Annotated in this window: 22 protein-coding genes and 1 tRNA gene; 17 read left to right on the plus strand and 6 right to left on the minus strand. The window is 64.8% G+C overall.

Going from position 1 to position 23,371, the window contains the following annotated elements:
• Window positions 1-27: 27 nt before the first annotated feature.
• Complete coding sequence (locus LGN17_RS18700) at window positions 28-1,701, minus strand: electron transfer flavoprotein-ubiquinone oxidoreductase (protein WP_226198095.1); 1,674 nt, start codon at window positions 1,699-1,701, stop codon at window positions 28-30.
• A 178-nt stretch (window positions 1,702-1,879) separates the two neighbouring features.
• On the opposite strand from LGN17_RS18700, the gene LGN17_RS18705 reads away from it, so the two are divergent.
• Window positions 1,880-2,662, plus strand: coding sequence for an SDR family oxidoreductase (locus tag LGN17_RS18705; RefSeq protein ID WP_011351770.1), 783 nt, complete (start codon window positions 1,880-1,882; stop codon window positions 2,660-2,662).
• Window positions 2,663-2,694: 32 nt separating this feature from the next.
• On the plus strand, window positions 2,695-3,126 hold the full coding sequence (locus tag LGN17_RS18710; protein ID WP_011351771.1) for an acyl-CoA thioesterase: 432 nt from the start codon (window positions 2,695-2,697) through the stop codon (window positions 3,124-3,126).
• Window positions 3,127-3,236: 110 nt separating this feature from the next.
• Here the strand turns inward: LGN17_RS18710 and LGN17_RS18715 are convergent, their stop codons facing one another.
• Window positions 3,237-3,782 (minus strand): LuxR C-terminal-related transcriptional regulator, encoded by a 546-nt coding sequence (locus LGN17_RS18715; RefSeq protein ID WP_226198155.1) that lies wholly within the window; start codon window positions 3,780-3,782, stop codon window positions 3,237-3,239.
• Window positions 3,783-4,004: 222 nt separating this feature from the next.
• Between LGN17_RS18715 and LGN17_RS18720 the strand changes: the two genes are divergently transcribed.
• Window positions 4,005-4,709, plus strand: coding sequence for a CoA transferase subunit A (locus tag LGN17_RS18720; protein ID WP_175952969.1), 705 nt, complete (start codon window positions 4,005-4,007; stop codon window positions 4,707-4,709).
• Between the two features lies 1 nt (window position 4,710).
• Window positions 4,711-5,352: a CoA transferase subunit B gene (locus LGN17_RS18725; RefSeq protein ID WP_047900502.1), complete on the plus strand. Its 642-nt coding sequence runs from the start codon at window positions 4,711-4,713 to the stop codon at window positions 5,350-5,352.
• Window positions 5,353-5,428: 76 nt separating this feature from the next.
• On the opposite strand, the gene LGN17_RS18730 is transcribed toward LGN17_RS18725, so the two are convergent.
• Genes LGN17_RS18730 through LGN17_RS18740 form a run of 3 tightly spaced genes read right to left on the minus strand, consistent with a single transcriptional unit; the run spans window position 5,429 to window position 7,759 of the window.
• On the minus strand, window positions 5,429-6,142 hold the full coding sequence (locus LGN17_RS18730; protein ID WP_226198096.1) for an SDR family oxidoreductase: 714 nt from the start codon (window positions 6,140-6,142) through the stop codon (window positions 5,429-5,431).
• A 37-nt stretch (window positions 6,143-6,179) separates the two neighbouring features.
• Window positions 6,180-7,190 carry a polysaccharide deacetylase family protein gene (locus LGN17_RS18735; protein WP_226198097.1) on the minus strand — a complete coding sequence of 337 codons (1,011 nt, stop codon included), beginning with the start codon at window positions 7,188-7,190 and terminating at the stop codon, window positions 6,180-6,182.
• Between the two features lie 11 nt (window positions 7,191-7,201).
• Entirely contained in the window at window positions 7,202-7,759 is a 558-nt protein-coding gene (locus LGN17_RS18740) for an ester cyclase (RefSeq protein WP_226198098.1), read from the minus strand.
• A gap of 138 nt (window positions 7,760-7,897) precedes the next feature.
• Here LGN17_RS18740 and LGN17_RS18745 point away from each other — a divergent pair, with 138 nt between their 5' ends.
• The 13 genes from LGN17_RS18745 (at window position 7,898) to LGN17_RS18805 (ending at window position 20,846) form a co-directional block, all read left to right on the plus strand.
• The gene (locus tag LGN17_RS18745; protein ID WP_226198156.1) at window positions 7,898-8,803 is read left to right on the plus strand and encodes a LysR family transcriptional regulator; all 906 of its coding nucleotides are present in this window, start codon (window positions 7,898-7,900) and stop codon (window positions 8,801-8,803) included.
• Between the two features lie 124 nt (window positions 8,804-8,927).
• Window positions 8,928-9,824: an alpha/beta fold hydrolase gene (locus LGN17_RS18750; protein ID WP_226198099.1), complete on the plus strand. Its 897-nt coding sequence runs from the start codon at window positions 8,928-8,930 to the stop codon at window positions 9,822-9,824.
• A gap of 80 nt (window positions 9,825-9,904) precedes the next feature.
• Entirely contained in the window at window positions 9,905-10,258 is a 354-nt protein-coding gene (locus tag LGN17_RS18755) for a RidA family protein (RefSeq protein ID WP_175952967.1), read from the plus strand.
• A 44-nt stretch (window positions 10,259-10,302) separates the two neighbouring features.
• Complete coding sequence (locus tag LGN17_RS18760) at window positions 10,303-12,537, plus strand: RelA/SpoT family protein (RefSeq protein ID WP_226198100.1); 2,235 nt, start codon at window positions 10,303-10,305, stop codon at window positions 12,535-12,537.
• Window positions 12,538-12,624: 87 nt separating this feature from the next.
• A tRNA-Val gene (locus LGN17_RS18765) sits at window positions 12,625-12,701 on the plus strand.
• A 272-nt stretch (window positions 12,702-12,973) separates the two neighbouring features.
• Entirely contained in the window at window positions 12,974-14,881 is a 1,908-nt protein-coding gene (gene thrS / locus LGN17_RS18770; protein ID WP_226198101.1) for a threonine--tRNA ligase, read from the plus strand.
• A 49-nt stretch (window positions 14,882-14,930) separates the two neighbouring features.
• A complete protein-coding gene (gene infC, locus LGN17_RS18775) occupies window positions 14,931-15,455 on the plus strand; it encodes a translation initiation factor IF-3 (protein WP_071734130.1) in 525 nt (174 codons plus the stop codon).
• A gap of 189 nt (window positions 15,456-15,644) precedes the next feature.
• Window positions 15,645-15,842 (plus strand): 50S ribosomal protein L35, encoded by a 198-nt coding sequence (gene rpmI / locus LGN17_RS18780; protein WP_004191477.1) that lies wholly within the window; start codon window positions 15,645-15,647, stop codon window positions 15,840-15,842.
• A 29-nt stretch (window positions 15,843-15,871) separates the two neighbouring features.
• The gene (rplT, locus tag LGN17_RS18785; protein ID WP_004192938.1) at window positions 15,872-16,231 is read left to right on the plus strand and encodes a 50S ribosomal protein L20; all 360 of its coding nucleotides are present in this window, start codon (window positions 15,872-15,874) and stop codon (window positions 16,229-16,231) included.
• A 148-nt stretch (window positions 16,232-16,379) separates the two neighbouring features.
• A complete protein-coding gene (pheS, locus tag LGN17_RS18790; protein ID WP_006486107.1) occupies window positions 16,380-17,393 on the plus strand; it encodes a phenylalanine--tRNA ligase subunit alpha in 1,014 nt (337 codons plus the stop codon).
• A gap of 89 nt (window positions 17,394-17,482) precedes the next feature.
• A complete protein-coding gene (gene pheT / locus LGN17_RS18795) occupies window positions 17,483-19,912 on the plus strand; it encodes a phenylalanine--tRNA ligase subunit beta (protein WP_226198102.1) in 2,430 nt (809 codons plus the stop codon).
• A 72-nt stretch (window positions 19,913-19,984) separates the two neighbouring features.
• Window positions 19,985-20,371 (plus strand): integration host factor subunit alpha, encoded by a 387-nt coding sequence (locus tag LGN17_RS18800; RefSeq protein ID WP_040144036.1) that lies wholly within the window; start codon window positions 19,985-19,987, stop codon window positions 20,369-20,371.
• A 61-nt stretch (window positions 20,372-20,432) separates the two neighbouring features.
• Window positions 20,433-20,846 (plus strand): MerR family transcriptional regulator, encoded by a 414-nt coding sequence (locus LGN17_RS18805; RefSeq protein WP_226198103.1) that lies wholly within the window; start codon window positions 20,433-20,435, stop codon window positions 20,844-20,846.
• Window positions 20,847-20,925: 79 nt separating this feature from the next.
• Here LGN17_RS18805 and LGN17_RS18810 read toward each other — a convergent pair whose 3' ends face one another.
• On the minus strand, window positions 20,926-23,136 hold the full coding sequence (locus LGN17_RS18810) for a hypothetical protein (protein ID WP_226198104.1): 2,211 nt from the start codon (window positions 23,134-23,136) through the stop codon (window positions 20,926-20,928).
• Window positions 23,137-23,371: the final 235 nt, after the last annotated feature.

Below are 23,371 nucleotides of genomic sequence, written 5' to 3' on the forward strand. Positions count from 1 at the left end.
GCCGTTCGTGGCGGCGCGTTCCGGCAATTACATGTTCGGGTAATTCGGCCCGCCGCCGCCTTCCGGCGTGACCCACACGATGTTCTGCGTCGGGTCCTTGATGTCGCAGGTCTTGCAGTGCACGCAGTTCTGCGCGTTGATCACCAGCCGGTCGCTGCCGTCGTCGTTCTTCACGAACTCGTACACGGCCGCCGGGCAGAACCGCCCCTCCGGCCCCGCGTAGGTACGCAGGTTCACGTTCACCGGCACGTTCGCATCCTTCAGCGTCAAGTGCGCCGGCTGGTTCTCCTCGTGGTTCGTGTTCGAGATGAACACCGACGACAGCCGGTCGAACGTCAGCTTGCCGTCCGGCTTCGGATACTCGATCGGCTGGCATTGCGACGCCGGTTTCAGCATCTCGTGGTCCGCGTGCTTGTGGTGCAGCGTCCACGGCACGTTGCCGCCCATCACCTTCTGCTCGAGTCCCACCATCAGCGTGCCGAGGTACAGGCCCTTCGCCATCCACTGCTTGAAGTTGCGCGCGCGGTACAGCTCCGTGTACAGCCACGACTGCTTGAAGGCGTCCGGATATGCGTTGAGCTCGTCCGACTGGCGGCCGGCCTGCACCGCGTCGAACGCCGCGTCGGCCGCCAGCATGCCGGTCTTGATCGCCGCGTGGCTGCCCTTGATCCGCGAGGCGTTCAGGAAGCCCGCGTCGTCGCCGATCAGCGCGCCGCCCGGGAACACCGTCTTCGGCAGCGACAGCAGCCCGCCGGCCGTGATCGCGCGCGCGCCGTACGACACGCGCTTGCCGCCTTCCAGGAACGCGCGGATCGACGGGTGCGTCTTGTAGCGCTGGAATTCCTCGAACGGCGACAGGTACGGGTTCGTGTAGCCGAGGCCGACCACGAAGCCGACCACGACCTGGTTGTTGTCCATGTGATACAGGAACGAGCCGCCGTAGGTATCCGACTTCAGCGGCCAGCCGGCCGTGTGGATCACGAGGCCCGGCTTGTGCTTGGCCGGATCGATTTCCCACAGCTCCTTGATGCCGATCCCGTACGCCTGCGGATCCGCGTTCGCGTCGAGCTTGAACTTCGCGATCAGCTGGCGGCCGAGGTGGCCGCGGCAGCCTTCGGCGAACAGCGTGTACTTCGCGTGCAGCTCCATGCCGAGCTGGAAGTTCTCGGTCGGCTCGCCGTCCTTGCCCACGCCCATGTTGCCGGTCGCGACGCCCTTCACGGAGCCGTCGTCGTTGTAGAGGATCTCGGCGGCCGGGAAGCCGGGGAAGATCTCGACGCCCAGCGCTTCGGCCTGCGCCCCCAGCCAGCGCGTGACGTTGCCCAGCGAAATCACGTAGTTGCCGTGGTTCTGGAAATTGGCGGGCAGCGCCCAGTTCGGCGTGGTGACCGCGCTTTTCTCGGACAGGAACAGGAAGCGGTCTTCCGTCACCTCGACGTCGAGCGGCGCGCCGCGTTCCTTCCAGTCGGGGAACAGTTCGGTGATCGCGCGCGGGTCCATCACCGCGCCCGACAGGATGTGCGCGCCGATCTCGGAACCTTTCTCGAGCACGCAAACGCCGATCTCGGCGCCTTTCTCGGCGGCCAGCTGCTTGAGCCGGATCGCCGCCGACAGCCCGGCGGGGCCGCCGCCGACGATCACGACGTCGTATTCCATCGATTCGCGCGGGCCGTATTGCTCGATGAGGCTTGCGGGGGTCATTGGCGTTCCTCTAACCGTTAGAATGCTTTTATTCGGGAGCGTATTGTCTGCGAAACGAAACGCTTGCCGCAACAGCATGCGGCTAGATTAGCACGATCGTTCTATTTTTGTGCTAGGGTAATGCAGTCCGGGCCGTACTGCCCGTGGCGGCGAAACGACATCGAAAGGGGAAGTGCAAATGGGTCGGTCGATCAATCTGGAAGGCAAGGTTGCGCTGGTCACGGGTGCGTCGAGCGGCCTCGGGCAGCGCTTTGCGCAGGTGCTGTCGCAGGCCGGTGCGAAGGTCGTGCTTGCGAGCCGTCGCGTCGAGCGCCTGAAGGAGCTGCGTGCCGAGATCGAGGCGGCGGGCGGTGCCGCGCATGTCGTGTCGCTCGACGTCACCGACGTCCAGAGCATCAAGGCGGCGGTCGCGCACGCGGAGACGGAAGCCGGTACGATCGACATCCTCGTGAACAATTCGGGCGTCTCGACGATGCAGAAGCTCGTCGACGTGACGCCGGCCGATTTCGAGTTCGTATTCGACACCAACACGCGCGGCGCATTTTTCGTCGCGCAGGAGGTCGCGAAGCGGATGATCATGCGCGCGAACGGAAGCGGCAACGGCAAGCCGCCGTGCCGGATCATCAACATCGCGTCGGTGGCCGGGCTGCGCGTGTTTCCGCAGATCGGCCTGTACGCGATGAGCAAGGCGGCGGTCGTGCAGATGACGCGTGCGATGGCGCTCGAGTGGGGGCGCCACGGGATCAACGTCAATGCGATATGTCCGGGCTATATCGATACCGAAATCAATCATTACCTGTGGGAAACCGAGCAGGGCCAGAAGCTGCAGTCGATGCTGCCGCGCCGGCGCGTCGGCAAGCCTCAGGATCTCGACGGGCTGTTGTTGCTGCTCGCGGCCGACGAGTCGCAGTTCATCAATGGCTCGATTATCTCCGCCGACGACGGCTTTGGCCTCGCCTGAGCGGATGACATTCAGCAACACAGAAGACTGCAATGAGTGATTATTCCCCCGTTTTTGAGATGTCGATGCCGATCCGCTGGGGCGACATGGACGCGTTCGGCCATGTGAACAACACGGTCTATTTCCGCTACATGGAACAGGCGCGGATCTCGTGGTTCGAGGAACTCGGCATCGCCGGCGGCAACGGCGAGGGGCAGGGGCCCGTCATCGTCACGGCGTCGATGGAGTTCCTCAAGCAGCTGCACTATCCGGGTGACGTGATCGCGAGGATGTCGGCTGCGAAGCCCGGCCGTAGCAGCTTCGACACGGGTTTCGAGCTGACGCGCGCCGACGATCCGCAGCACGTCTATGCGCGCGGCAACGCGCGCTGCGTGTGGGTCGACTACGCGCTCGGCAAGTCGGTGCCGCTGCCCCAGTTGCTGCGCGACACGATCGAGCGCGCGCTCGCGGCGAAGGTCGGCTGAGCGTCGACACGGCGCGGCCGGGCCGGCACAAGGTCGCCCGTGGCACGCCATATCCGCTGTTTCCCGAATCGGCCGCCATGTGCGGCCGATTGTCGTCAGGGAGCCGCCATTTACTGCCCGAGCAGGCGCTGCAGCAGCTCAGGGGTATTGTTGGTCCCGTACTTGCGCATCAGCCGTGCGCGGTAGATATCGACCGTACGCGAACTGATGTCGAGCACGCGCCCGATTTGTTTGCTGGTCTTGCCGGTCGCGAGCTGCGCGGCGATCTCGCGCTCGCGCGGCGTCAGTTCGACGGCGACCCGGCGCGTCGCACTCAAATCCTCGAAGGTCCACACGCCCGCCGCAAGTGGCGCGGTGCGGTCGAGCGCGCGGCCGGTGACGTGGCACCAGAACAGTTCGCCGTCCGCCCGTTTCATGATTCTGTCATCCGAGTAGATGCCGTTCGCGGCCATCACGCGCGAGATCCGTTCGCCGATTCGCTGGAATTCGTCCGTCGACGGGTAGAGCACCTCGTACGATTTTCCGATGAGGTCGGCCCGCACGCAGCGAAAGATCGACGCGAGCGCGTCGTTGCAGTCCTCGATCACGCGGTCGCGCGACATCACGAGGCCGAGCGGCGCGAGGTGGAAGGCAGTCTGGTAATCGAGAGCGGGCATGGCGCGGGCAACCGGAGGCAAACGCTTATGTATTTTTGCGTATTGTGCCGCATCCGCGCCGCATCGTACCCTTTCAGGCATCTCACGGCGGTTTGCCGCGACATAAAAACAGCGCGCCTCGACGCAGCATCGCCGCGCATGCATAGAATGATGCGGCGGGCTTGCGGGCCAGGTGGGCGCGTGAACCGGTTTTGCTGGTTTCCATAAAGGAAGGGACAACAGATGAACAAAGTCTATCCAAGCGCGGCTGCCGCGCTGGAAGGGATCGTCCACGACGGACAGACCTTCGCGGTGGGCGGCTTCGGCCTGTGCGGGATTCCGGAGGCGCTGATCGCGGCGTTGCGCGATTCGGCCGTCAAGGGCATCACCTGCATCAGCAACAACGCGGGCGTCGACGGTTTCGGCCTCGGCCTGCTGCTGGAAACGCGCCAGATCAAGAAAATGATCTCGTCGTACGTCGGCGAGAACAAGGAGTTCGAACGCCAGTATCTGGCCGGTGAACTCGAGCTCGAATTCACGCCGCAAGGCACGCTCGCCGAAAAGCTGCGGGCGGGCGGCGCGGGCATTCCGGCGTTCTTCACGAACACGGGCTACGGCACCGTGATCGCGGAGGGCAAGGAAACGCGCCAGTTCGGCGATCGCCACTACGTGCTCGAGCCGTCGCTGACGGCCGATGTCGCGCTCGTGAAGGCCTGGAAGGCCGACAAGTCCGGCAACCTGATTTTTCGCCGCACCGCGCGCAACTTCAACCCGATGTGTGCGATGGCCGGCAAGATCACCGTCGCGGAGGTCGAGGAGATCGTCGAGAACGGCGAGCTCGATCCGGACCACATCCACACGCCGGGGATTTTCGTGCAGCGCATCGTGCTGAACGCGACGCCCGAAAAACGCATCGAACAACGCGTCGTACGCGCGAAAGGAGACTGACATGGCCTGGAATCGTGACCAGATGGCCGCGCGCGCGGCGAAGGAACTGCAGGACGGCTTCTACGTGAACCTCGGCATCGGCCTGCCGACGCTCGTTGCGAACCACGTGCCGGAAGGCGTCGAGGTGTGGCTGCAGTCGGAGAACGGCCTGCTCGGCATCGGCCCGTCGCCGACCGAAGACGAAGTCGACGCCGATCTCATCAACGCCGGCAAGCAGACCGTCACGACGCTGCCGGGCTCGTCGATCTTCTCGTCGGCCGATTCGTTCGCGATGATTCGCGGCGGCCATATCAACCTCGCGATCCTCGGCGCGATGCAGGTCAGCAAGCAGGGCGACCTCGCGAACTGGATGATCCCGGGCAAGATGATCAAGGGGATGGGCGGCGCGATGGACCTCGTCGCCGGCGTGAAGCGCGTCGTCGTGCTGATGGAGCACGTCGCGAAGGGCGATCAGCACAAGATCCTCGACGAATGCAACCTGCCGCTGACGGGTGTCGGCGTGGTCGACCTGATCATCACCGATCTCGGCGTGATCGAAGTCACCCCGGCCGGGCTGAAGGTCCTCGAGCTCGCCGACGGCGTGAGCGCCGACGAGATCCAGGCGAAGACGGGCGCACCGCTCGACGTCAGCGCGGTGGCCTGAGCGTCACCTTGTTGCGTTATTCTCGACGCCCCGCGCTCCTGACGGAACGCGGGGCGTTTTGTCGTGAATGCATGCGTCACGCGATCGCGCCGCCGCCGTCGATCAGTACCGTCGAGCCGGTGGCATAAGGCGTCGCCGCGAGATACAGGATCGCATTCGCGACATCCTCCGGCTGGCCGACTCTGCGTGCCGGAAGCCGCTGTGCGGCGCCGGCGTACATCGCGTCGCGTGCGTCGGGAGCGAGCTTGTCCCACAGCGGCGTCGCGATCAGGCCCGGCGACACGGTATTCACGCGAACCGGCGCCAGCTCGAGTGCCAGGCCGCGAGCGAGCGCCTCGAGCGCCGCATTGATCGCGCCTTGCAGGACCGACGACGCGTTCGGCCGCACACTGAGGTAACCCGACACGAACGTCAGCGAACCGCCGGGCGCGACATCGATTGCGCGGGCGATGCGGTATGCGCCCCAGAACTTGCTGTCCATTGCCGCTTGTGCGTCGGCAAGCGGCAACGCACGGACGGGGCCCGTGGCTGTATTCGCGGCCGAAATCACGACGTGGTCGAACTGGCCGGCGCGCGCGCAGAATTCATCGACGTCCGCGGTATCCGTGATGTCGAGCGTTTCGGTCCGCACGTGCGCGCCTGGCATGGTGTCGATGTCGAACCTGCGTGGATGGCGCGAAGCGATTGTCAGGCGCGCGCCGCGTCGCGCGAAGGCTGCCGCGGCGGCGGCGCCGATGCCGGAGCTTCCGCCGACGACGAGTACTTTCTTCCCGTGGAGCAAATCATTCATGAAGGTCTTTCCTGGGTGACGCGTTGAACGGAGTCCGTTAGATCGTTTCGGTCTCGCGCAGCGTCGACGGACTCTGCAGCGCGAAGCGCGCAATGTCGTCCTTGCGCATGAAAGCGACACCCGGGTGTGATCGGGCGTAGTGCAGGAAGGCGTCCCACGCGCGGACTATCTGCGGGGTGCCGCTGATCCGGTCGTGCGCGCTGATCGACATCAGTCTGCGCCGCTGCCCGGCTTCCGCGTACAACTGGTCGAAATCGAGCTTGATCTGCTCGAGGAACATCGTCGGCGAGTAGTTGCGACCTTCGATCAGCAGGATGTCGTTGTTGCGCAGCGTGTACGGGACCACCACGAAATCGCGACCGCCGACGGTCTCGATGAACGGTTCGTCGCGACTGACGTCGTCGATGTGATACGCGTAGCCGAGTTCCTGCAGCAGCGACAGCGTATGCGGTCCGCGCCGCAGCCAGTTGCAGTTGTACCCGGTCGGCCGCTGGCCGGTCGCCGCTTCGACCATGTCGCGTGCTTCGGCCAGGAAGCGGCGCTCGTCGTCGCGGCTCATCGCGAATTGCGCGCGCCACGTCGGGCCGTGCGCGGCGGCTTCATGGCCGCGCGACACGATTTCGCGCGCCAGTTCGGGGTGGCGGCGTGCGGCTTCCCCGATCATGTGCGACGTGACCTTCACGCCGTGTCGGTCCCAGAGATCGAGAAGGCGGGGAATCCCTTCCCGGTAGCCATACGCGAACCAGGTGGCCGACGCGAGATCGACCGGCACCGACGGCGGGAACGCGACGGCCGGAAACGGGCTGTCCGCGCCGGTAGGCGGTTGTCCGCCCGCCTCGAACTGCATCGAGATCGAGATCACGATGCGTGCGCCGTCCGGCCAGAACGGCGTGGCGCCCGGTGCCGCGGGCGCCGGCATCGATGCGGCGGTTGCCGGCAGGGAGGCGCCTGCGGCCGCCGCGACGCCAGCCGCGAGCCCGGCGCCGGCCTGGGCCAGGAACGTGCGGCGCGGCAGCGGCGTCGCGGGATAGTCGTGACCTTGAGTCATCGTCACCTCCGTCAGCCGACGAGCCCAAGCTGGCGCATCAGCGTCAGGTTGTCCTCGATGTGCCAGTTTTCCGCGATCCGGCGGTGGTCGATCCGGTAGATATCGGTCGCGATGAAGTCGATTGCCTGTCCGCGCCCGGCCGTTCCGTTGAAAGCGCCGGTGAAATGCCCGCGAAAATGCAGGTGCACGACGACACGATCGCCCGCGACGATCATCTGTTCGATCTCGCAGCGCAGGTCCGGGATCGCGCCGCGCATCGTGCCGGAGGCCGCGAGCGGCCCAGGTACGCCTTGTTCGCGGCCGGGCGGCAGCGTTCGGTCGATGAAGCCGGCGGCGAGCGCCGCGCGGGCGAGGGCGGGGTCGCCGGTATTCCAGAAGGTGCCGTAGCGGCGTGCGGCCAGAATTTGCGCCCGGGCCTGCGCCGCCGGCAAATCTGCCGCGACGGTCAGGCTGTGCGGCGCGACGAGATCGGCGGCGCGGGCGGCGGCGGGCCATAGCGCAACGACACAAGCGGCCGCCGCGCATGCGCGCGCGAGGGAGCGGGTGGCTGAACGAAGACGGATCGACATGGTTTCGGAGGTCCTGTGAAGCGCGTCATGCGACGACGCGGAACAGGTATGGTAGGTTTCCGTTTCGCATGCAAATACGGGCAAACGGCGAATGGATTATTCGAAAAAAAGAAAGGTTGGGATGAGGCGGGTTCCATGATGCTGATCGACGATTTCCCGGCGCTCGATACCTTCGCGAGGATCGTGTCGACCGGCAGTCTGTCGGCGGCGGCGCGCGAGCTCGACCTGTCGTTGTCGGTCGTCAGCAAGCGCCTCGCGCATCTCGAGTCGCGGCTCGGCGTGCGCCTGCTGCACCGGACGACGCGGCAGCAAACGCTCACCGACGACGGTGCCCAGTTTCACGCACAGGTGCTGCGCATCCTGGCCGAGGTCGATCGTGCCGAAACGCTGATGCGCGATCGCCGCGGCACGGTCAGCGGCGTGCTACGCGTGACGGCGCCCGGCGAGCTCGGCCGCCTGCGGATCGCGCCGCTCGTGGCGGCATTTCAGCAACGCCATCCGCAATTGACCGTGCAGTTGATGCTGACCGATACGGTTGTCGATCTGCTCGCATCGGACATCGACGTCGCCGTGCGGATCGGCAATCTGGCCGATTCGACGATGATCGCGCGCGAACTGGCGCCGAATCATCGCGTGCTGTGTGCGTCGCCGGGCTATGTGGCCGCGCACGGGTTGCCTGCCCATCCGACGGAGCTCCGCGCGCATCGATGCATCGTGATGGGTGACCAGCCGCGTGCCGAATGGCGGTTCGACGGCGCTCAGGGCGGCGTGGCGGTCGAGGTGACGGCCGCGCTGCTGACGAATGACGGCGGCGCGGCGCGCACGCTGGCGCTCGAGGGGGCGGGCATTGCATTGAAGTCGATCTGGGATGTCGGCGCGGATCTCGACGCCGGTCGGCTCGTGCGCGTGCTGCCGGCTTTCGAGGCGTGCGCAGCACCGCTGCATGCCGTCTATCCCGGTGGCCGTCACGTGCCGTTGCGGGTGCGGACATTCGTCGATTTCCTGCGCGAGCAGTTGCGGGGCGCGTGGCGCCGCGACGATTGAACCCGTCCCGGGCGATGGGCCGGGCGCGTGGCGCCTCGTCGTTCCGAAGCGGTTTACAATCGTTTGCATCAGGCGCCGCAGGCGTTGTCCCGCGCGTCGCCCCCCGTTCGACAGGATGCCAACGATGCCAACGACTCCAGTGAATCCCCCGGTTCCCCGCCAGCGGCGCGTGCAGTGTGCGAGCGCGGCCGGCCTGCACCACGTCGCCTATACCGAATGGGGCGATCCCGCGAATCCGCGCGTGCTTGTCTGCGTGCACGGCCTGACCCGCTCCGGGCGCGATTTCGACAGGCTTGCCTCCGCGCTGTCCGATACGTATCGCGTCGTCTGCCCCGATGTCGTCGGGCGTGGCCGGTCGGACCGGCTCTCCGATCCGCAGCTCTATGCGATTCCGCAGTACGTGGCCGACATGGTGACGCTGATCGCACGGCTCGACGTCGAATCGGTCGACTGGTTCGGCACGTCGATGGGCGGCCTGATCGGCTTGGCGCTTGCGGGGCTGCCAGGTTCGCCGCTGCGCCGGATGATCGTCAACGACGTCGGTCCGCGTATCGAACCCGATTCGCTCACGCGCATCGGCGAATACCTCGGCGTACAGCCGCGGTTTGCGACGGAGCAGGAGGGGATCGACTATCTGAAGTCGCTATCGCTGCCGTTCGGCGCGCTGAGCGCCGACGAGTGGCGCGAGATCAACGGGCCATTGCTGCAAGAACTGCCCGAAGGCGGCTGGACGATGCGCTACGATCCGCGCATCGCCGAGCCGTTCAAGGCGACGACGCCCGAACTGGCCGCACTCGGCGAGGCCGCGCTATGGCGCGCGATCGAGACGACGGACGCGTCGCTGCTGGTCGTGCGCGGCGAGACGTCCGACTTGCTGTCGCGCGAGACGGCGGCCGAAATGGTGCGTCGCGGCCGGCATGTGACGCACGTCGAGATTCCGGGTGCGGGCCACGCGCCGGCGTTCGTCAGTGCCGATCAGATTGCGCTCGCGCGGCGGTTTTTCGTCGAAGGCAGCGCATAAACGCGTCATAATATGCGGTTCGGCGGCACGCGGGCCGTGTTGCCGCCCGATTCCTTACCCCATCACGACCGGAACATTTCATGGCAGTCATTCGTCACCACGTCGGGGCCCGACTCTCCGAAACCGCGATCCACAACGGTACCGTGTATCTGGCCGGCCAGATCGCCGAAGACACCACGCAGGACATCAGGGGCCAGACGCGCGAAGTGCTCGGCCATATCGACCGCCTGCTCGCCGAAGCGGGCAGCGACAAGGCGCATCTGCTGTCGGTGCAGATCTACATCTCGGATCTGGCGAACTTCGAAGGCATGAATGCGGAGTGGGACGCATGGGTCGCGCAGGGCAACACGCCGCCGCGCGCCACCGTCGAGGCGAAGCTCGCGGATCCGGCACTGCTCGTCGAGATCGTCGTCGTCGCCGCGCAACGGAGCTGAGCTGAGCGTTATCCGACGATGACCGTAATTCGCCAGACCGTGCAATGACCGAATCCGCTTCCGCCTCTTCCGTCGCGGCGCCGTCGTTCGACGACGTGCTCGCGTTCGTGCGCGAGCGGGCCGGCGACGCGCGCCTGTCGTCCGGCGAATTGCTGGCCGATCACTCGGCGGGCACGGCGGCGATCATGCGCACGCTGAACGTCGATCCGTCCGCGATGCAGGCCGCTGCGCTGTTCGTGCTGACGCCGCACCTGAGCGATCCCGAGCGCGAGCTGACCGAACGTTTCGGCGACGAAGTGGCGCGGCTCGTGTCCGACGTGCGCAAGCTGCTGCGGCTCGGCACCGTCAGCCTGCGCGCCGCGCAGAACGCGAAACCCGACTCCGGGCGCGACGCGGCGGAAGAGCGGCGCACGCAGATCGAGGCGCTGCGCAAGATGCTGCTCGCCTTCGCGCAGGACATCCGCGTGGTGCTGATCCGGCTCGCGTCGCGGTTGCAGTCGCTGCGCTACTACGCGGCCGCGAAGATCGACCCGCCGCCCGACGTTGCGCGCGAGACGCTCGAGATTTATGCCCCGCTCGCGAACCGGCTCGGTATCTGGCAGCTGAAGTGGGAGCTCGAGGATCTCGCGTTCCGCTTCGAGGATCCCGTGACCTACAAGCGGATCGCGAAGCTGCTCGACGAGAAGCGCGTCGAACGCGAGGCGTACGTCACGCAGGCGATCGCGCGGCTGCAGCACGAGCTCGCGGACGCGAACATCCAGGCCGAAGTGAGCGGCCGGCCGAAGCATATCTACAGCATCTGGCGCAAGATGCGCGGCAAGGAGCTCGATTTTTCCGAGTTGTACGACGTGCGCGCATTTCGCGTGATCGTGCCGGACATCAAGGATTGCTACGCGGTGCTCGGCATCGTGCATCACCTGTGGCAGCCGGTGCCGAAGGAATTCGACGACTACATCTCGCGACCGAAGCCGAACGGCTACAAGTCGCTGCATACGGTGGTGATTGGCGACGACGGCCGCGCATTCGAAGTGCAGATACGCACGCAGGAGATGCACCGTTTCGCCGAGTACGGCGTCGCCGCGCACTGGCGCTACAAGGAAGCCGGCGCGCGCGGCTATGGAGGCCAGTTCTCGGCGAGCGACAAGTACGACGAGAAGATTGCATGGCTGCGCCAGTTGCTCGCATGGAAGGATGACGTCGAGGACGGCGCGGAAAAGTCGGGCGACAAGGCGTGGGCGCAATTGCGCGAGACGTCGCTCGACGACGACCACATCTACGTGCTGACGCCGCAGGCGCGCGTGATCGCGTTGCCGCAGGGCGCGACGCCGGTCGATTTCGCGTACCACCTGCACAGCGAACTTGGCCATCGCTGCCGTGGCGCGCGCGTCGACGGCGCGATGGTGCCGCTCAACACGCCGCTCGCAAACGGCCAGACGGTCGAGATCGTCGCGGTGAAGGAGGGCGGGCCGTCGCGCGACTGGCTGAACCTACAGCTCGGCTATTTGAAGAGCTCGCGCGCGCGTCAGAAGGTGCGGGCGTGGTTCAACTCGATCGAGCAGGAAGAAAACGTCTCGCATGGCCGCGCGCTCGTCGAAAAGACGCTGCAACGCGAGGGCAAGACGTCGGTCAACCTGGACAACCTCGCCGCGAAGCTCGGCTTCAAGTCGCCCGAGGAACTGTTCTCGGTCGTCGGCAAGGAAGAGTTCAGCCTGCGCAATGTCGAGCACGCGCTGTCCGATGCGCCGCCTCCCGAACCGGCGCCCGAGGCGCCTGCCGATTTCGAGAAGCGCAGCAGCGGTGCGAGCGTTGCGCACGGCGCGTCGACCGGCGTGCTGGTCGTGGGTGTCGACGCGCTGCTGACCCAGCTCGCGCGCTGCTGCCGTCCGGCGCCGCCCGATCCGATCAGTGGTTTCGTCACGCGCGGCAAGGGGATGTCGATCCATCGCACCGATTGCCCGACCTTCCGCCGGATGGTCGAGCGCGCGCCGGAGCGCGTGCTGCAGACGACCTGGTCGGCCGACGTGCTCGGCGGGCGCGGCGCGTCCGTCTATCCGGTCGACCTGATGATCGAGGCGAGCGACCGGCAGGGGTTGCTGCGCGACATCTCCGAAGTGTTCGCGCGCGAGAAGATGAACGTCGTGGGCGTGAAGACGCAGAGCCGCCGCAACGCGGCATTCATGCAGTTCACGGTCGAGGTGTCGAACTCGGCGCAGGTGCAGCGCGCGTGCACGCTGCTCGGCGAGGTGCAGGGCGTCGTGCGAGCCGGTCGGAAGTCCTGATATGGGGTTCGAACACCGTTATTTTGCTGCGACTGCATAAAAATACTTGCCAAGCGGGTAACGGCTCCATATAATCTTAGCTTCACTAGGCTCGTAGCTCAGCTGGTTAGAGCGCCACCTTGACATGGTGGGGGTCGTTGGTTCGAGTCCAATCGAGCCTACCAACGAATTGAGAATGTCCGGTCCTCCGGATGTTCGATGCAGTAAATAACTCAACGCAAACAAGGCGAATACGGTTATGGCACCGCGAACGTTGACCGAAACCTTTTCGGAGCGACGCTAGTCGAGGAACCCTTTCGCCCTTTCAGTTTGAGTGAAGTATCGAATGCGGCCCCTCGAAAGCGGGGTCGCATTTTTTTTGTCGCGAAATTTTCCCGCGTGATTTTTAAATCGCGTACCTGGTCTGCCGCCCACTGTCGGCATCACGGAGATTGCTATGGTTTCGATACGCTTGCCTGACGGCTCAGTTCGACAATACGAGCATCCGGTGACAGTTGCCGAGGTTGCAGCCTCGATCGGTCCCGGCCTTGCGAAGGCTGCGCTTGGTGGCAAGCTCGATGGCGAGCTCGTCGATACGTCGGCCGTGATCGACCGCGACGCGTCGCTCGCGATCGTGACCGACAAGGACGCCGACGGCCTCGACATCATCCGTCACTCGACGGCGCACTTGCTCGCGTACGCGGTGAAGGAACTGTATCCGGACGCGCAGGTGACGATCGGCCCGGTGATCGACAACGGCTTCTATTACGACTTCTCGTACAACCGCCCGTTTACGCCGGAAGATCTGGAAAAGATCGAAAAGCGCATGCAGGAACTCGTGAAGAAGGACGAGCCCGTCACGCGCCGTGTCGTGTCGCGCGACGAAGCGGCCGGCTACTTCCGCAGCATCGGCGAGAAGTACAAGGCCGAGATCATCGAATCGATTCCGCAAAGCGATGAAATCAAGCTGTATTCGCACGGCGGCTTTACCGATCTGTGCCGTGGTCCGCACGTGCCGTCCACCGGCAAGCTGAAGGTCTTCAAGCTGATGAAGGTCGCGGGCGCGTACTGGCGCGGCGATTCGAAGAACGAGCAGCTGCAGCGCATCTATGGCACGGCCTGGACGAAGAAGGAAGACCAGGACCAGTACCTGCACATGCTCGAGGAAGCGGAAAAGCGCGACCACCGCAAGCTCGGCAAGCAACTCGACCTGTTCCACATGCAGGAAGAGTCGCCGGGCATGGTGTTCTGGCATCCGAAGGGCTGGGCGCTGTGGCAGCAGGTCGAGCAGTACATGCGCCGCCGCGTGAGCGAAGCCGGTTACCTCGAGATCAAGACGCCGATGATCATGGACCGCTCGCTGTGGGAAGCGTCGGGCCACTGGCAGAACTACCGCGAGAACATGTTCACGACGGAGTCGGAGAAGCGCGACTACGCGATCAAGCCGATGAACTGCCCGGGCCACGTCCAGGTGTTCAAGCACGGCCTGCGTTCGTATCGCGACCTGCCGCTGCGTTACGCGGAATTCGGTTCGTGCCACCGCAACGAGGCATCGGGCGCGCTGCACGGTCTGATGCGCGTGCGCGGCTTCGTGCAGGACGATGCGCACATCTTCTGTACGGAAGACCAGTTCATCTCGGAATCGATCGCGTTCAACACGCTGGCAATGAGCGTGTACAAGGACTTCGGCTTCGATCACATCGACATCAAGCTGTCGCTGCGCCCGGAGCAACGCGCGGGTACGGACGAAACCTGGGATCGCGCCGAGCAGGGCCTGCGCGATGCGCTGACGGCCTGCGGCCTCACGTGGGAAGAGCTGCCGGGTGAGGGTGCGTTCTACGGTCCGAAGATCGAGTATCACATCAAGGATGCGCTCGGCCGTTCGTGGCAGTGCGGCACGCTGCAGCTCGACATGGTGCTGCCGGAGCGCCTCGGCGCCGAGTATGTCGCGGATGACAGCAGCCGCCGTCGTCCGGTGATGCTGCACCGTGCAATCGTCGGTTCGATGGAGCGTTTTCTCGGCATTTTGATCGAGCACCACGCTGGTGCGATGCCGGCCTGGCTCGCGCCGTTCCAGGCAGTTGTGCTCAATATCGCCGAAAGTCAGGCCGAATATGCGCAATCTCTGGCCCAATCGTTGCAAAAACAAGGGGTTAGAGTGACGGCCGATTTGCGCAATGAGAAGATTAGCTATAAAATACGCGAGCACACGCTGGAAAAGGTGCCTTATCTCCTCGTCGTGGGTGATAAGGAGCGTGATGCGCAAACGGTAGCCGTGCGTGCCCGTGGCGGCGTCGATCTTGGCGTAATGCCGGTCGATGCCTTCGTTGAGCGTCTGCAGGAAGACCTGCGATCGTTCAAGTAACCGCCCTGGCAGCGCGGCTCGTTTTTTTAATTTTTAGAGGAAACGTAACATCGCTACTGATAAGTCGTCGCACCGCATCAACGGTGAAATCACTGCGCCGGAAGTGCGCCTGGTCGGGATCGAGAACGAGCCGCTCGGTATCGTAAAACTCGCTGATGCTTTCCGTAAATCGGAAGAACTGGATGTTGACCTGGTGGAAATCGCGCCGCAAGCGGTTCCCCCGGTTTGCCGTCTGATGGATTACGGCAAGTTCAAGTACCAGGAATCGAAAAAGCAACACGAAGCGAAGCTGAAGCAGAAGGTCATCCAGGTCAAGGAAGTCAAGTTCCGCCCGGGTACCGATGACGGTGACTACAACGTCAAGCTCCGCAATCTCGTGCGCTTCCTCGAAGAAGGCGACAAGACGAAGATCACGTTGCGTTTCCGCGGCCGCGAAATGGCTCACCAGGAAATCGGTATGCGGATGCTTGAGCGTCTGCGCACGGATCTCGAGGAAGTCGGCCAGGTCGAGCAGATGCCGAAGATGGAAGGGCGCCAGATGATCATGGTGCTCTCGCCGAAGAAAAAGAAGTAACGGGCCCGCGCGCTTCGCGCGCAGGTTCGCAGTGGTTCGGCGCGTTGCCCGGTCAGGGCAGCGTGCCAACAATGACGGCGGCTGCGCAAGCGGTTCGCCGTACACAAGTGGACTGGGTTTCGAAGGGCGGGTCAAGGGCGCAAGCCAACCGCACACCCATCGCCATCTAATAAACTGGAGTTGTTCGTCATGCCTAAGATGAAGACCAAGAAGAGTGCTGCAAAGCGCTTCGTGGTGCGGCCGGGCGGTACCGTCAAGCGCGGTCAAGCCTTCAAGCGTCACATCCTGACCAAGAAAACCACGAAGAACAAGCGTCACCTGCGCGGCGCAACGGCAGTTCATGATTCCGATCTGAACTCCGTCCGCGCGATGCTGCCGTTCGCGTAACCCCTAACTGATACTCTAAGGAGAGAAACATGCCTCGAGTCAAACGTGGGGTAACCGCACGGGCCCGCCACAAGAAGATCATCAACCTGGCCAAGGGTTATCGCGGCCGCCGCAATAACGTCTACCGCATCGCCAAGCAGGCGGTGATGCGCGCTGGTCAGTACGCGTACCGCGATCGCCGCAACAAGAAGCGTGTGTTCCGCGCACTGTGGATCACGCGTATCAACGCGGCAGTTCGCCAGCACGACATGACCTACAGCGTGTTCATCAACGGCCTGAAGAAGGCGTCGATCGAACTCGACCGTAAGGTGCTGGCCGATATGGCGGTGTTCGACAAGGCTGCTTTTGCTGCGATCGTCAAGCAGGTGAAAGCCGCCGTTGCAGCCTAATTGCGAAATTAGCACTGCGTGGTTAGTTGCAGCGATGTTCCGGTAGTCTCGGCCGCTGCAGCGAAAACGGGGCTCTTCCGAGCCCCTTTTTTGTTTGGTGGGCGATTTCGCTCGCCAAGACCGAATGACGTTGGAAATGATGGGATCTATGGATCTGGACCAGATTGTCGCCGACGCGCAGCAGTCCTTCGAACAGGCTGCCGACATCACCACGCTCGAAAACGAGAAAGCACGATTTCTCGGCAAGTCGGGCGCGCTGACCGAGTTGCTGAAGGGTCTCGGCAAGCTCGATCCCGAAGCACGCAAGACCGAAGGCGCACGCATCAACGTCGCGAAGCAGCAGGTTGAAGCCGCGCTGACCGCACGTCGTCAGGCACTGGCCGACGCGCTGCTGAATCAGCGCCTCACTGCCGAAGCGATCGACGTGACGTTGCCGGGCCGCGGCGCCGGAGCAGGCAGCCTGCACCCCGTGATGCGCACGTGGGAGCGTGTCGAACAGATTTTCGGCTCGATCGGCTTCGATGTGGCCGACGGCCCCGAAATCGAGACCGACTGGTACAACTTCACGTCGCTGAACAGCCCGGAGAACCATCCGGCGCGTTCGATGCAGGACACCTTCTACGTCGAAGGCAAGGATGCCGACGGCCGCCAGCTGCTGCTGCGCACGCACACGAGCCCGATGCAGGTGCGTTATGCGCGCATGAACCGTCCGCCGATCAAGGTGATCGCGCCGGGCCGCACGTATCGCGTCGACAGCGATGCGACCCACTCGCCGATGTTCAATCAGGTCGAGGGGCTGTGGATCGACGAAAACATCAGCTTTGCCGACCTCAAGGGCGTCTATACCGACTTCCTGAAAAAATTCTTCGAGCGCGACGACATCCTCGTGCGCTTCCGTCCGTCGTATTTCCCGTTCACGGAACCGTCGGCCGAGATCGACATGATGTTCGAGCAAGGCAAGAACGCCGGCAAGTGGCTCGAGATCTCCGGTTCGGGGCAGGTGCATCCGACCGTGATTCGCAACATGGGCCTCGATCCCGAGCGCTACATCGGCTTTGCGTTCGGCAGCGGCCTCGAGCGCCTGACGATGCTGCGCTACGGCGTCCAGGATCTCCGGCTGTTCTTCGAGAACGACCTGCGTTTCCTGCGCCAGTTCGCGTAACGCCGCGCCGACCTGTGCCCGCGCACGCCCCGACGGCCGATCCGACGGGGCCCGGGCGTCGATCTAACCTGTTTCGAACGTAGACATCCATGCAATTCCCTGAATCCTGGTTGAGAACCTTTGTCGACCCGCAGCTGACGACCGACGAACTGTCGCACGCGCTGACGATGGCGGGGCTCGAAGTCGAATCGCTGAGCAAGGCTGCGCCGCCGACGTCGAAGATCGTCGTCGGCCGCGTGCTCGAAGTCGTCAAGCATCCGGATGCGGACAAGCTCAATGTCTGCCAGGTCGACGCCGGCACCGGCGCGACGCTGAATATCGTCTGCGGCGCACCGAACGTCGCGCCCGGCATCAAGGTGCCGGTCGCGCTGGTCGGCGCCGAACTGCCGCCGGCAGAAGAGGGCGGCAAGCCGTTCGCGATCAAGCTGTCGAAGTTGCGCGGCGTGGAGAGCCAGGGGATGCTGTGCTCGGCGCGCGAACTGAAGCTGTCCGAGGATCACAGCGGCCTGCTGGTGCTGCCGGAAGACACGCCGGTCGGCCAGGACATCCGCGAGACGCTCAATCTCGACGATACGATCTTCGAAATCAAGCTGACGCCGAACAAGGCCGACTGCCTGTCCGTGTTCGGCATCGCACGCGAGACGGCCGCGATCACCGGCGCGCCGCTGACGCCGGTCGACATCCGCCCGGTGCGCGTCGAGCTCGACGAGACGCTGCCGGTGCGCATTGCCGCCCCCGATCTGTGCGGCCGTTTCTCGGGGCGCGTGATCCGCGGCGTGAACGCGCATGCGAAGACCCCGCAGTGGATGGTCGAGCGCCTCGAGCGTTCCGGGCAGCGCAGCGTGTCCGCGCTCGTCGACATCTCGAACTACGTGATGTTCGAGCTCGGCCGCCCGTCGCACGTGTTCGATCTCGACAAGATCCACGGCGGCATCGAGGTGCGCTGGGGCAAGCGCGGCGAGTCGCTGAAGCTGCTCAACGGCAACACGGTCGAACTCGATGAAACGGTCGGCGTGATTTCGGACGACCGCCAGGTCGAAAGCCTGGCCGGCATCATGGGTGGCGACAGCACGGCCGTTACGCTCGATACGACCAACATCTACCTGGAAGCGGCATTCTGGTGGCCGGACAGCATCCGCGGCCGTGCGCGCAAGTACAACTTCTCGACCGATGCGGCGCATCGCTTCGAGCGCGGCGTCGATTACGCGACGACCGTCGAGCACGTCGAGCGCATCACGCAACTGATTCTCGAAATCTGCGGCGGCAAGGCCGGGCCGGTCGACGATCAGTCCGTGAACCTGCCGCAGCGTGCGCCGGTGAAGATGCGCGTATCGCGCGCGAACCGCATCATCGGCGTGCAGATCGGCGCCGACGAGATCGCCAGCATCTTCACGCGCCTCGGCCTGCCGTTCGAGCGTGAAGACGACGCGTTCCTCGTCACGCCGCCGTCGCATCGCTTCGACATCGAGATCGAGGAAGACCTGATCGAGGAAGTGGCGCGGATCTACGGCTTCGAAAAGATTCCGGCGCGTCCGCCGGTCGCGACGAGCGAAATGCGCGCGACCAACGAGACGCGGCGCTCGATCCACGACATCCGTCACGCGCTCGCCGCGCGCGACTACGCGGAAACCGTCAACTTCAGCTTCGTCGATGCGGAGTGGGAGCGCGATTTCGCCGGCAACGACAACCCGATCCGGCTGCTGAACCCGATCGCGAGCCAGCTGTCGGTGATGCGTACGACGCTGTTCGGCAGCCTGATTTCCGTGCTGCGCCACAACCTGAACCGCCGCGCGGATCGCGTGCGGGTGTTCGAGGCTGGCCGCGTGTTCCTCGCCGATGCGGCGGCGAAGGCCGGTGAGCTGACGGTCGAGGGTTATGTGCAGCCGAAGCGCGTCGGTGCGCTTGCCTATGGTCCGGCGCTCGATGAGCAGTGGGGCGCAGCGACCCGCGCGGTCGATTTCTTCGACGTGAAGGGCGATCTCGAGGCGCTGCTCGCGCCCGCTGCCGCGCGTTTCGTGAAGGCAGAGCATCCGGCCCTCCATCCGGGCCGCAGCGCGCGGATCGAAGTCGACGGCCGTGCGGTCGGCTGGATCGGCGAGCTGCACCCGCGCCTGATGCAGAAGTACGAGCTGCCGCAAGCGCCGGTGATGTTCGAGATCGATGCGGATGCGCTGATTGCGCGTGCGTTGCCCGCGCCGACCGACGTGTCGAAATTCCCGCCGGTTCGTCGCGATATCGCCGTTGTCGTCGATCAGGCGGTCGAGGTTCAGGCACTTTTCGACGAAATGAAGAAGGCGCTTGCCGAAGAGGCCTGCCGATTCGTTCAGAAGGTTGTACTCTTCGACGAATTTCGTGCAAAATCAAATACTTCCGGTGGTCTTGCCGCGCACGAGAAGAGCCTTGCCTTCCGCGTGACGCTGCAGGACGCGGCTGGCACGCTGCAGGACGAGGTCGTCGATCAGGCGATCCAGACGCTGGTCGAGCGGATGGCTCGTGCCGGTGCGCGCCTGCGCGGCTAAGGAGAAGGTCCGCCCGCTCGCGGGCGGCCTTTTCCGATCGTAAGTTTTGATTTAACGCGCTGTATGGCAGATATGAACGACATGACCTCGAGTGAATTCGAAGCCCTCCTGACGGCGCAACGCAGCGCCATGAACCGCGACGCTTCGGCGCCGGCGTCCGCCGAGACGCCTACGCTGACGAAGGCGGAACTGGCGGAGCTGCTGTTCGACAGCGTCGGGCTGAACAAGCGTGAAGCGAAGGACATGGTCGAGGCGTTTTTCGAGGTGATTCGCGACGCGCTCGAAAACGGCGAAAGCGTCAAGCTGTCGGGGTTCGGCAACTTCCAGTTGCGCGACAAGCCGCAGCGTCCGGGCCGCAATCCGAAGACGGGTGAGGCGATTCCGATCGCGGCTCGCCGGGTGGTAACCTTCCACGCGAGCCAGAAGCTGAAGGCGCTGGTCGAAAACGGCGCGGAGTAAGCCCCGCGCGCTGACGCCCCCGCGCGGCCGCCGCGCACCCTTTACCGACGGTTAACCGACGATGACCACTACGGTTGAGAAAGTCGTCTTGCCTCCGATTCCCGCGAAGCGCTACTTCACGATCGGTGAAGTCAGCGAACTGTGCGGGGTCAAGCCGCATGTGCTGCGTTATTGGGAACAGGAATTTACTCAACTGCGGCCGGTGAAGCGGCGCGGCAATCGCCGGTACTACCAGCACCACGAAGTGCTGCTGATCCGGCGGATTCGCGAATTGCTGTACGAGCAGGGATTCACGATCAACGGTGCACGCAACCGGCTCGATTCGCCGGCCGCCGAGCGGGCCGCGGCCACACCCGTCGAGCCGGACGCGCAGGCTGCCGATGCACGCGCGCCGGGCAAGCCGGGTGCAACCGTCGACGTCATTGCATTGCGGCAGGCGCTGCTCGACGTGATCGACGGACTGAAGCACGACTGAGCGCGAAGCGCGAAGGATGAAATGAAAAGCCCGGTTGGCGACGTGCCACCGGGCTTCTTTCATGCGTGTCGTGTGCGCTTCAGCGTGATGCGAGCGGGTTTTTCTGCCCCATGTCGACGACCAGCGTGCCGTCCGGCAGCATCCGCACCGAGCCTTGCGCGACCTGGCTGCGGTAGCCGTACAGGTCGAAACGCATCGGGCCGGCCTCGGCCGAATTCCGGATCAGCGCGCGCACGTTCAGTTCGAGCACGTTGAACATCTTCATGTCGCCGCCTTCCATCCACATGTAGCTCGGTGCATCGATCTTCGGCCGTTGCGGCGCGGGCGCGCCTGCCATGCGCCTGAACGTGAGGCGCAGCCCGTCGCGCTCGACCGTTGCCTGTCCGAGCTTGCCGTTCAGCACGGGTGGCGGGAACACGGTGTACTGGTCGAGCACGAGCGTGTCGCCACGTAGTTCCGCGCCGCGCCGCTGCAACGGCGTCAGCGAAGCGAGCTCGATGCCGAGCGAACGCAGCAGCTTCGCCTGCGGAATGCCGAGCACCGACACCTGGGACGGCTTGAACGCGAGGTGCCGGTCGTCGAGCACGGACAGCGTGCCCTTCATGTCGGTCGGCAGCCAGACGCCCGGCACGTGATTCCACAGCTTGATGCCGCCCTGGACACGCAGGTTCGTGCCGTCCGCGCTCAGTTGCAAGTCGTTGAGCGAGCGCGGCGAGTAGTCGAGCAGATAGTTGTTGAAGAGCGCGGACATCGCCTTCCACGACTCGACGACGGTGCCGCCGAGAATGCGGATGTCGTACTGGTTCGGGTCGTCGAGATCGACGGGGTCGCCGGGCCGCTTCGATACGAGTTCCACGTCGAGATCCTCGACGTGAAAGCCGATATCGCCGGACAGGTTGAAGTCGACGTTGCGCAAGTGGATCGTCGGGTTGCGGTTCGACACGTGCCGTTCGTTGAACGGCGTGGTCGACGTGCGGCGCATCGCAACCTTCTGCATGCGAGGGGAGGCGGTGTTTGCCGCGAGCGCATAGGCTTCCCAGTGCTGTCGTATGTCGCGCAGCGCATTCTGCTGCGCGGCGAGGAAGCTGTCGTTCAGGCGCGCGGCCGCGTTGCCGAGCGGCGCGCCGCTGGCCGGGCCCGCATACGAGGGCATCCGGATCGCCATCGCCCCACTTTCGTCGAAGTTGAAGTAGCCGGCCGACACCTGGTCGCGGTAGTGATACAGGTCGAACACGAAAGTCTGGCCGGGCTTCGTGGAGTCGACCGGGCCGATCAGGATGTCCGCGTTCATCGGCATCGAGCGCATGAACTTCACGTCGCCGCCGCGAATGACCATCGCCTGCTGCGGTGCGTTCGCGGGCATCGCGAAGCCGGCGTGCGTGCCGTCGTCGAGCTTCAGGTCGAGGCCGGCCGGCGTCACGCGCAACGCGGTGATCGTGAGCTTCAGGCGTGGCGGCGGCATCAGCTTGTCGACCGACATCACGAGATCGTCGCCGGCGAGCTGCGCGATCGGCGTCTGGACTTTCAGCAGGTCGGCCATCTTCACGTTGGCCGCGCGCATCACGGGCTGCGCGTTGATGCCCGATACCTGCACACCCGTCGGATGGAACACGAGCTGGCTGCCATCGCGGATCGCGAGCGTGCCGGTCAGCGAGAACGGCACCCAGCCGTCGCGCTGCATCTCGCCTTGCAGGTGAATCACGCCGTCGCCGGCCGATACGGCGAGCTTGCGCAGCGGTGCGTTGCGGTAGCCGAAGATGTAGGTGTTGAAGAGGGCGGTCAGCTTCGCGTTGTCGAGCGTGACCGTGCCTTCATGCACGTCGATCTCGAAACTTGTCGGATCGTCGAATACGATCGGCGCGCCGGCCTGCGTCGGCACGAGCGTCGCTGACAGCTGGTGGATGAAGAAGCCGAGGTTGTTGACGATACGGAAATCGACGTCGCGCAGGAACGTCATCGCGCCGTTCTGGCCCGAGTCGCGCAGCGTGAACGGGCGCGATTGCGTGAGGCTGATCGACGCGAGCGACGGCACGGTGCGTGCGACCTGCTGCTCGCGGGCGAGGCGTTCGGCCTTGGTGCGTTCTATCTTCGTCGACGCGGCCGACGCGTTGCCGTCGCGCTGCGCGGATGATTCCGCGCAACCGGCACACAGCATGGCGAGTGCCAGTACGCCGCAGCCGAACGCGCGGGATGTCCTGGGCGAGAGGGGGCGGGCCGCGCGTGGCGGGCCGGAAAACCAGTCGAAAATTGCCAAAGGCGAGCGATGGCCGCGCCGGACCGCATTCCGCATCGTCTGTCTCCATGTCTTGTCGTGATCGACGGCTGCGCGCGCCACTGCACGGCGCGAGCGTCGATGCGCTGCAGTGTGGCATAGCGCGCTAGAGCGGCGTTACCAAACAACGGGCGCCCGGGCGGGGCCGGCCGATGGGCTGCGGGACAATGGATTCGGGGTGATTGGACGGCTGGATCAAACGGTCGTTTGGTTGACGCGGCCCGTCATCGGCGGCTCTTGCTGCGTCTGGGCA

The sequence above is a fragment of the Burkholderia sp. AU30280 genome, from assembly GCF_020420125.1.
Lineage (GTDB): Bacteria > Pseudomonadota > Gammaproteobacteria > Burkholderiales > Burkholderiaceae > Burkholderia.

Excerpts from the sequence above, each read along its gene's own strand:
- LGN17_RS18700 (WP_226198095.1), bottom strand. The coding sequence starts at position 1,701 with ATGACCCCCGCAAGCCTCATCGAGCAATACGGCCCGCGCGAATCGATG.
- LGN17_RS18705 (WP_011351770.1), top strand. The coding sequence starts at position 1,880 with ATGGGTCGGTCGATCAATCTGGAAGGCAAGGTTGCGCTGGTCACGGGT.
- LGN17_RS18710 (WP_011351771.1), top strand. The coding sequence starts at position 2,695 with ATGAGTGATTATTCCCCCGTTTTTGAGATGTCGATGCCGATCCGCTGG.
- LGN17_RS18715 (WP_226198155.1), bottom strand. The coding sequence starts at position 3,782 with ATGCCCGCTCTCGATTACCAGACTGCCTTCCACCTCGCGCCGCTCGGC.
- LGN17_RS18720 (WP_175952969.1), top strand. The coding sequence starts at position 4,005 with ATGAACAAAGTCTATCCAAGCGCGGCTGCCGCGCTGGAAGGGATCGTC.
- LGN17_RS18725 (WP_047900502.1), top strand. The coding sequence starts at position 4,711 with ATGGCCTGGAATCGTGACCAGATGGCCGCGCGCGCGGCGAAGGAACTG.
- LGN17_RS18730 (WP_226198096.1), bottom strand. The coding sequence starts at position 6,142 with ATGAATGATTTGCTCCACGGGAAGAAAGTACTCGTCGTCGGCGGAAGC.
- LGN17_RS18735 (WP_226198097.1), bottom strand. The coding sequence starts at position 7,190 with ATGACTCAAGGTCACGACTATCCCGCGACGCCGCTGCCGCGCCGCACG.
- LGN17_RS18740 (WP_226198098.1), bottom strand. The coding sequence starts at position 7,759 with ATGTCGATCCGTCTTCGTTCAGCCACCCGCTCCCTCGCGCGCGCATGC.
- LGN17_RS18745 (WP_226198156.1), top strand. The coding sequence starts at position 7,898 with ATGCTGATCGACGATTTCCCGGCGCTCGATACCTTCGCGAGGATCGTG.
- LGN17_RS18750 (WP_226198099.1), top strand. The coding sequence starts at position 8,928 with ATGCCAACGACTCCAGTGAATCCCCCGGTTCCCCGCCAGCGGCGCGTG.
- LGN17_RS18755 (WP_175952967.1), top strand. The coding sequence starts at position 9,905 with ATGGCAGTCATTCGTCACCACGTCGGGGCCCGACTCTCCGAAACCGCG.
- LGN17_RS18760 (WP_226198100.1), top strand. The coding sequence starts at position 10,303 with ATGACCGAATCCGCTTCCGCCTCTTCCGTCGCGGCGCCGTCGTTCGAC.
- thrS (WP_226198101.1), top strand. The coding sequence starts at position 12,974 with ATGGTTTCGATACGCTTGCCTGACGGCTCAGTTCGACAATACGAGCAT.
- rpmI (WP_004191477.1), top strand. The coding sequence starts at position 15,645 with ATGCCTAAGATGAAGACCAAGAAGAGTGCTGCAAAGCGCTTCGTGGTG.
- rplT (WP_004192938.1), top strand. The coding sequence starts at position 15,872 with ATGCCTCGAGTCAAACGTGGGGTAACCGCACGGGCCCGCCACAAGAAG.
- pheS (WP_006486107.1), top strand. The coding sequence starts at position 16,380 with ATGGATCTGGACCAGATTGTCGCCGACGCGCAGCAGTCCTTCGAACAG.
- pheT (WP_226198102.1), top strand. The coding sequence starts at position 17,483 with ATGCAATTCCCTGAATCCTGGTTGAGAACCTTTGTCGACCCGCAGCTG.
- LGN17_RS18800 (WP_040144036.1), top strand. The coding sequence starts at position 19,985 with ATGAACGACATGACCTCGAGTGAATTCGAAGCCCTCCTGACGGCGCAA.
- LGN17_RS18805 (WP_226198103.1), top strand. The coding sequence starts at position 20,433 with ATGACCACTACGGTTGAGAAAGTCGTCTTGCCTCCGATTCCCGCGAAG.
- LGN17_RS18810 (WP_226198104.1), bottom strand. The coding sequence starts at position 23,136 with ATGCGGAATGCGGTCCGGCGCGGCCATCGCTCGCCTTTGGCAATTTTC.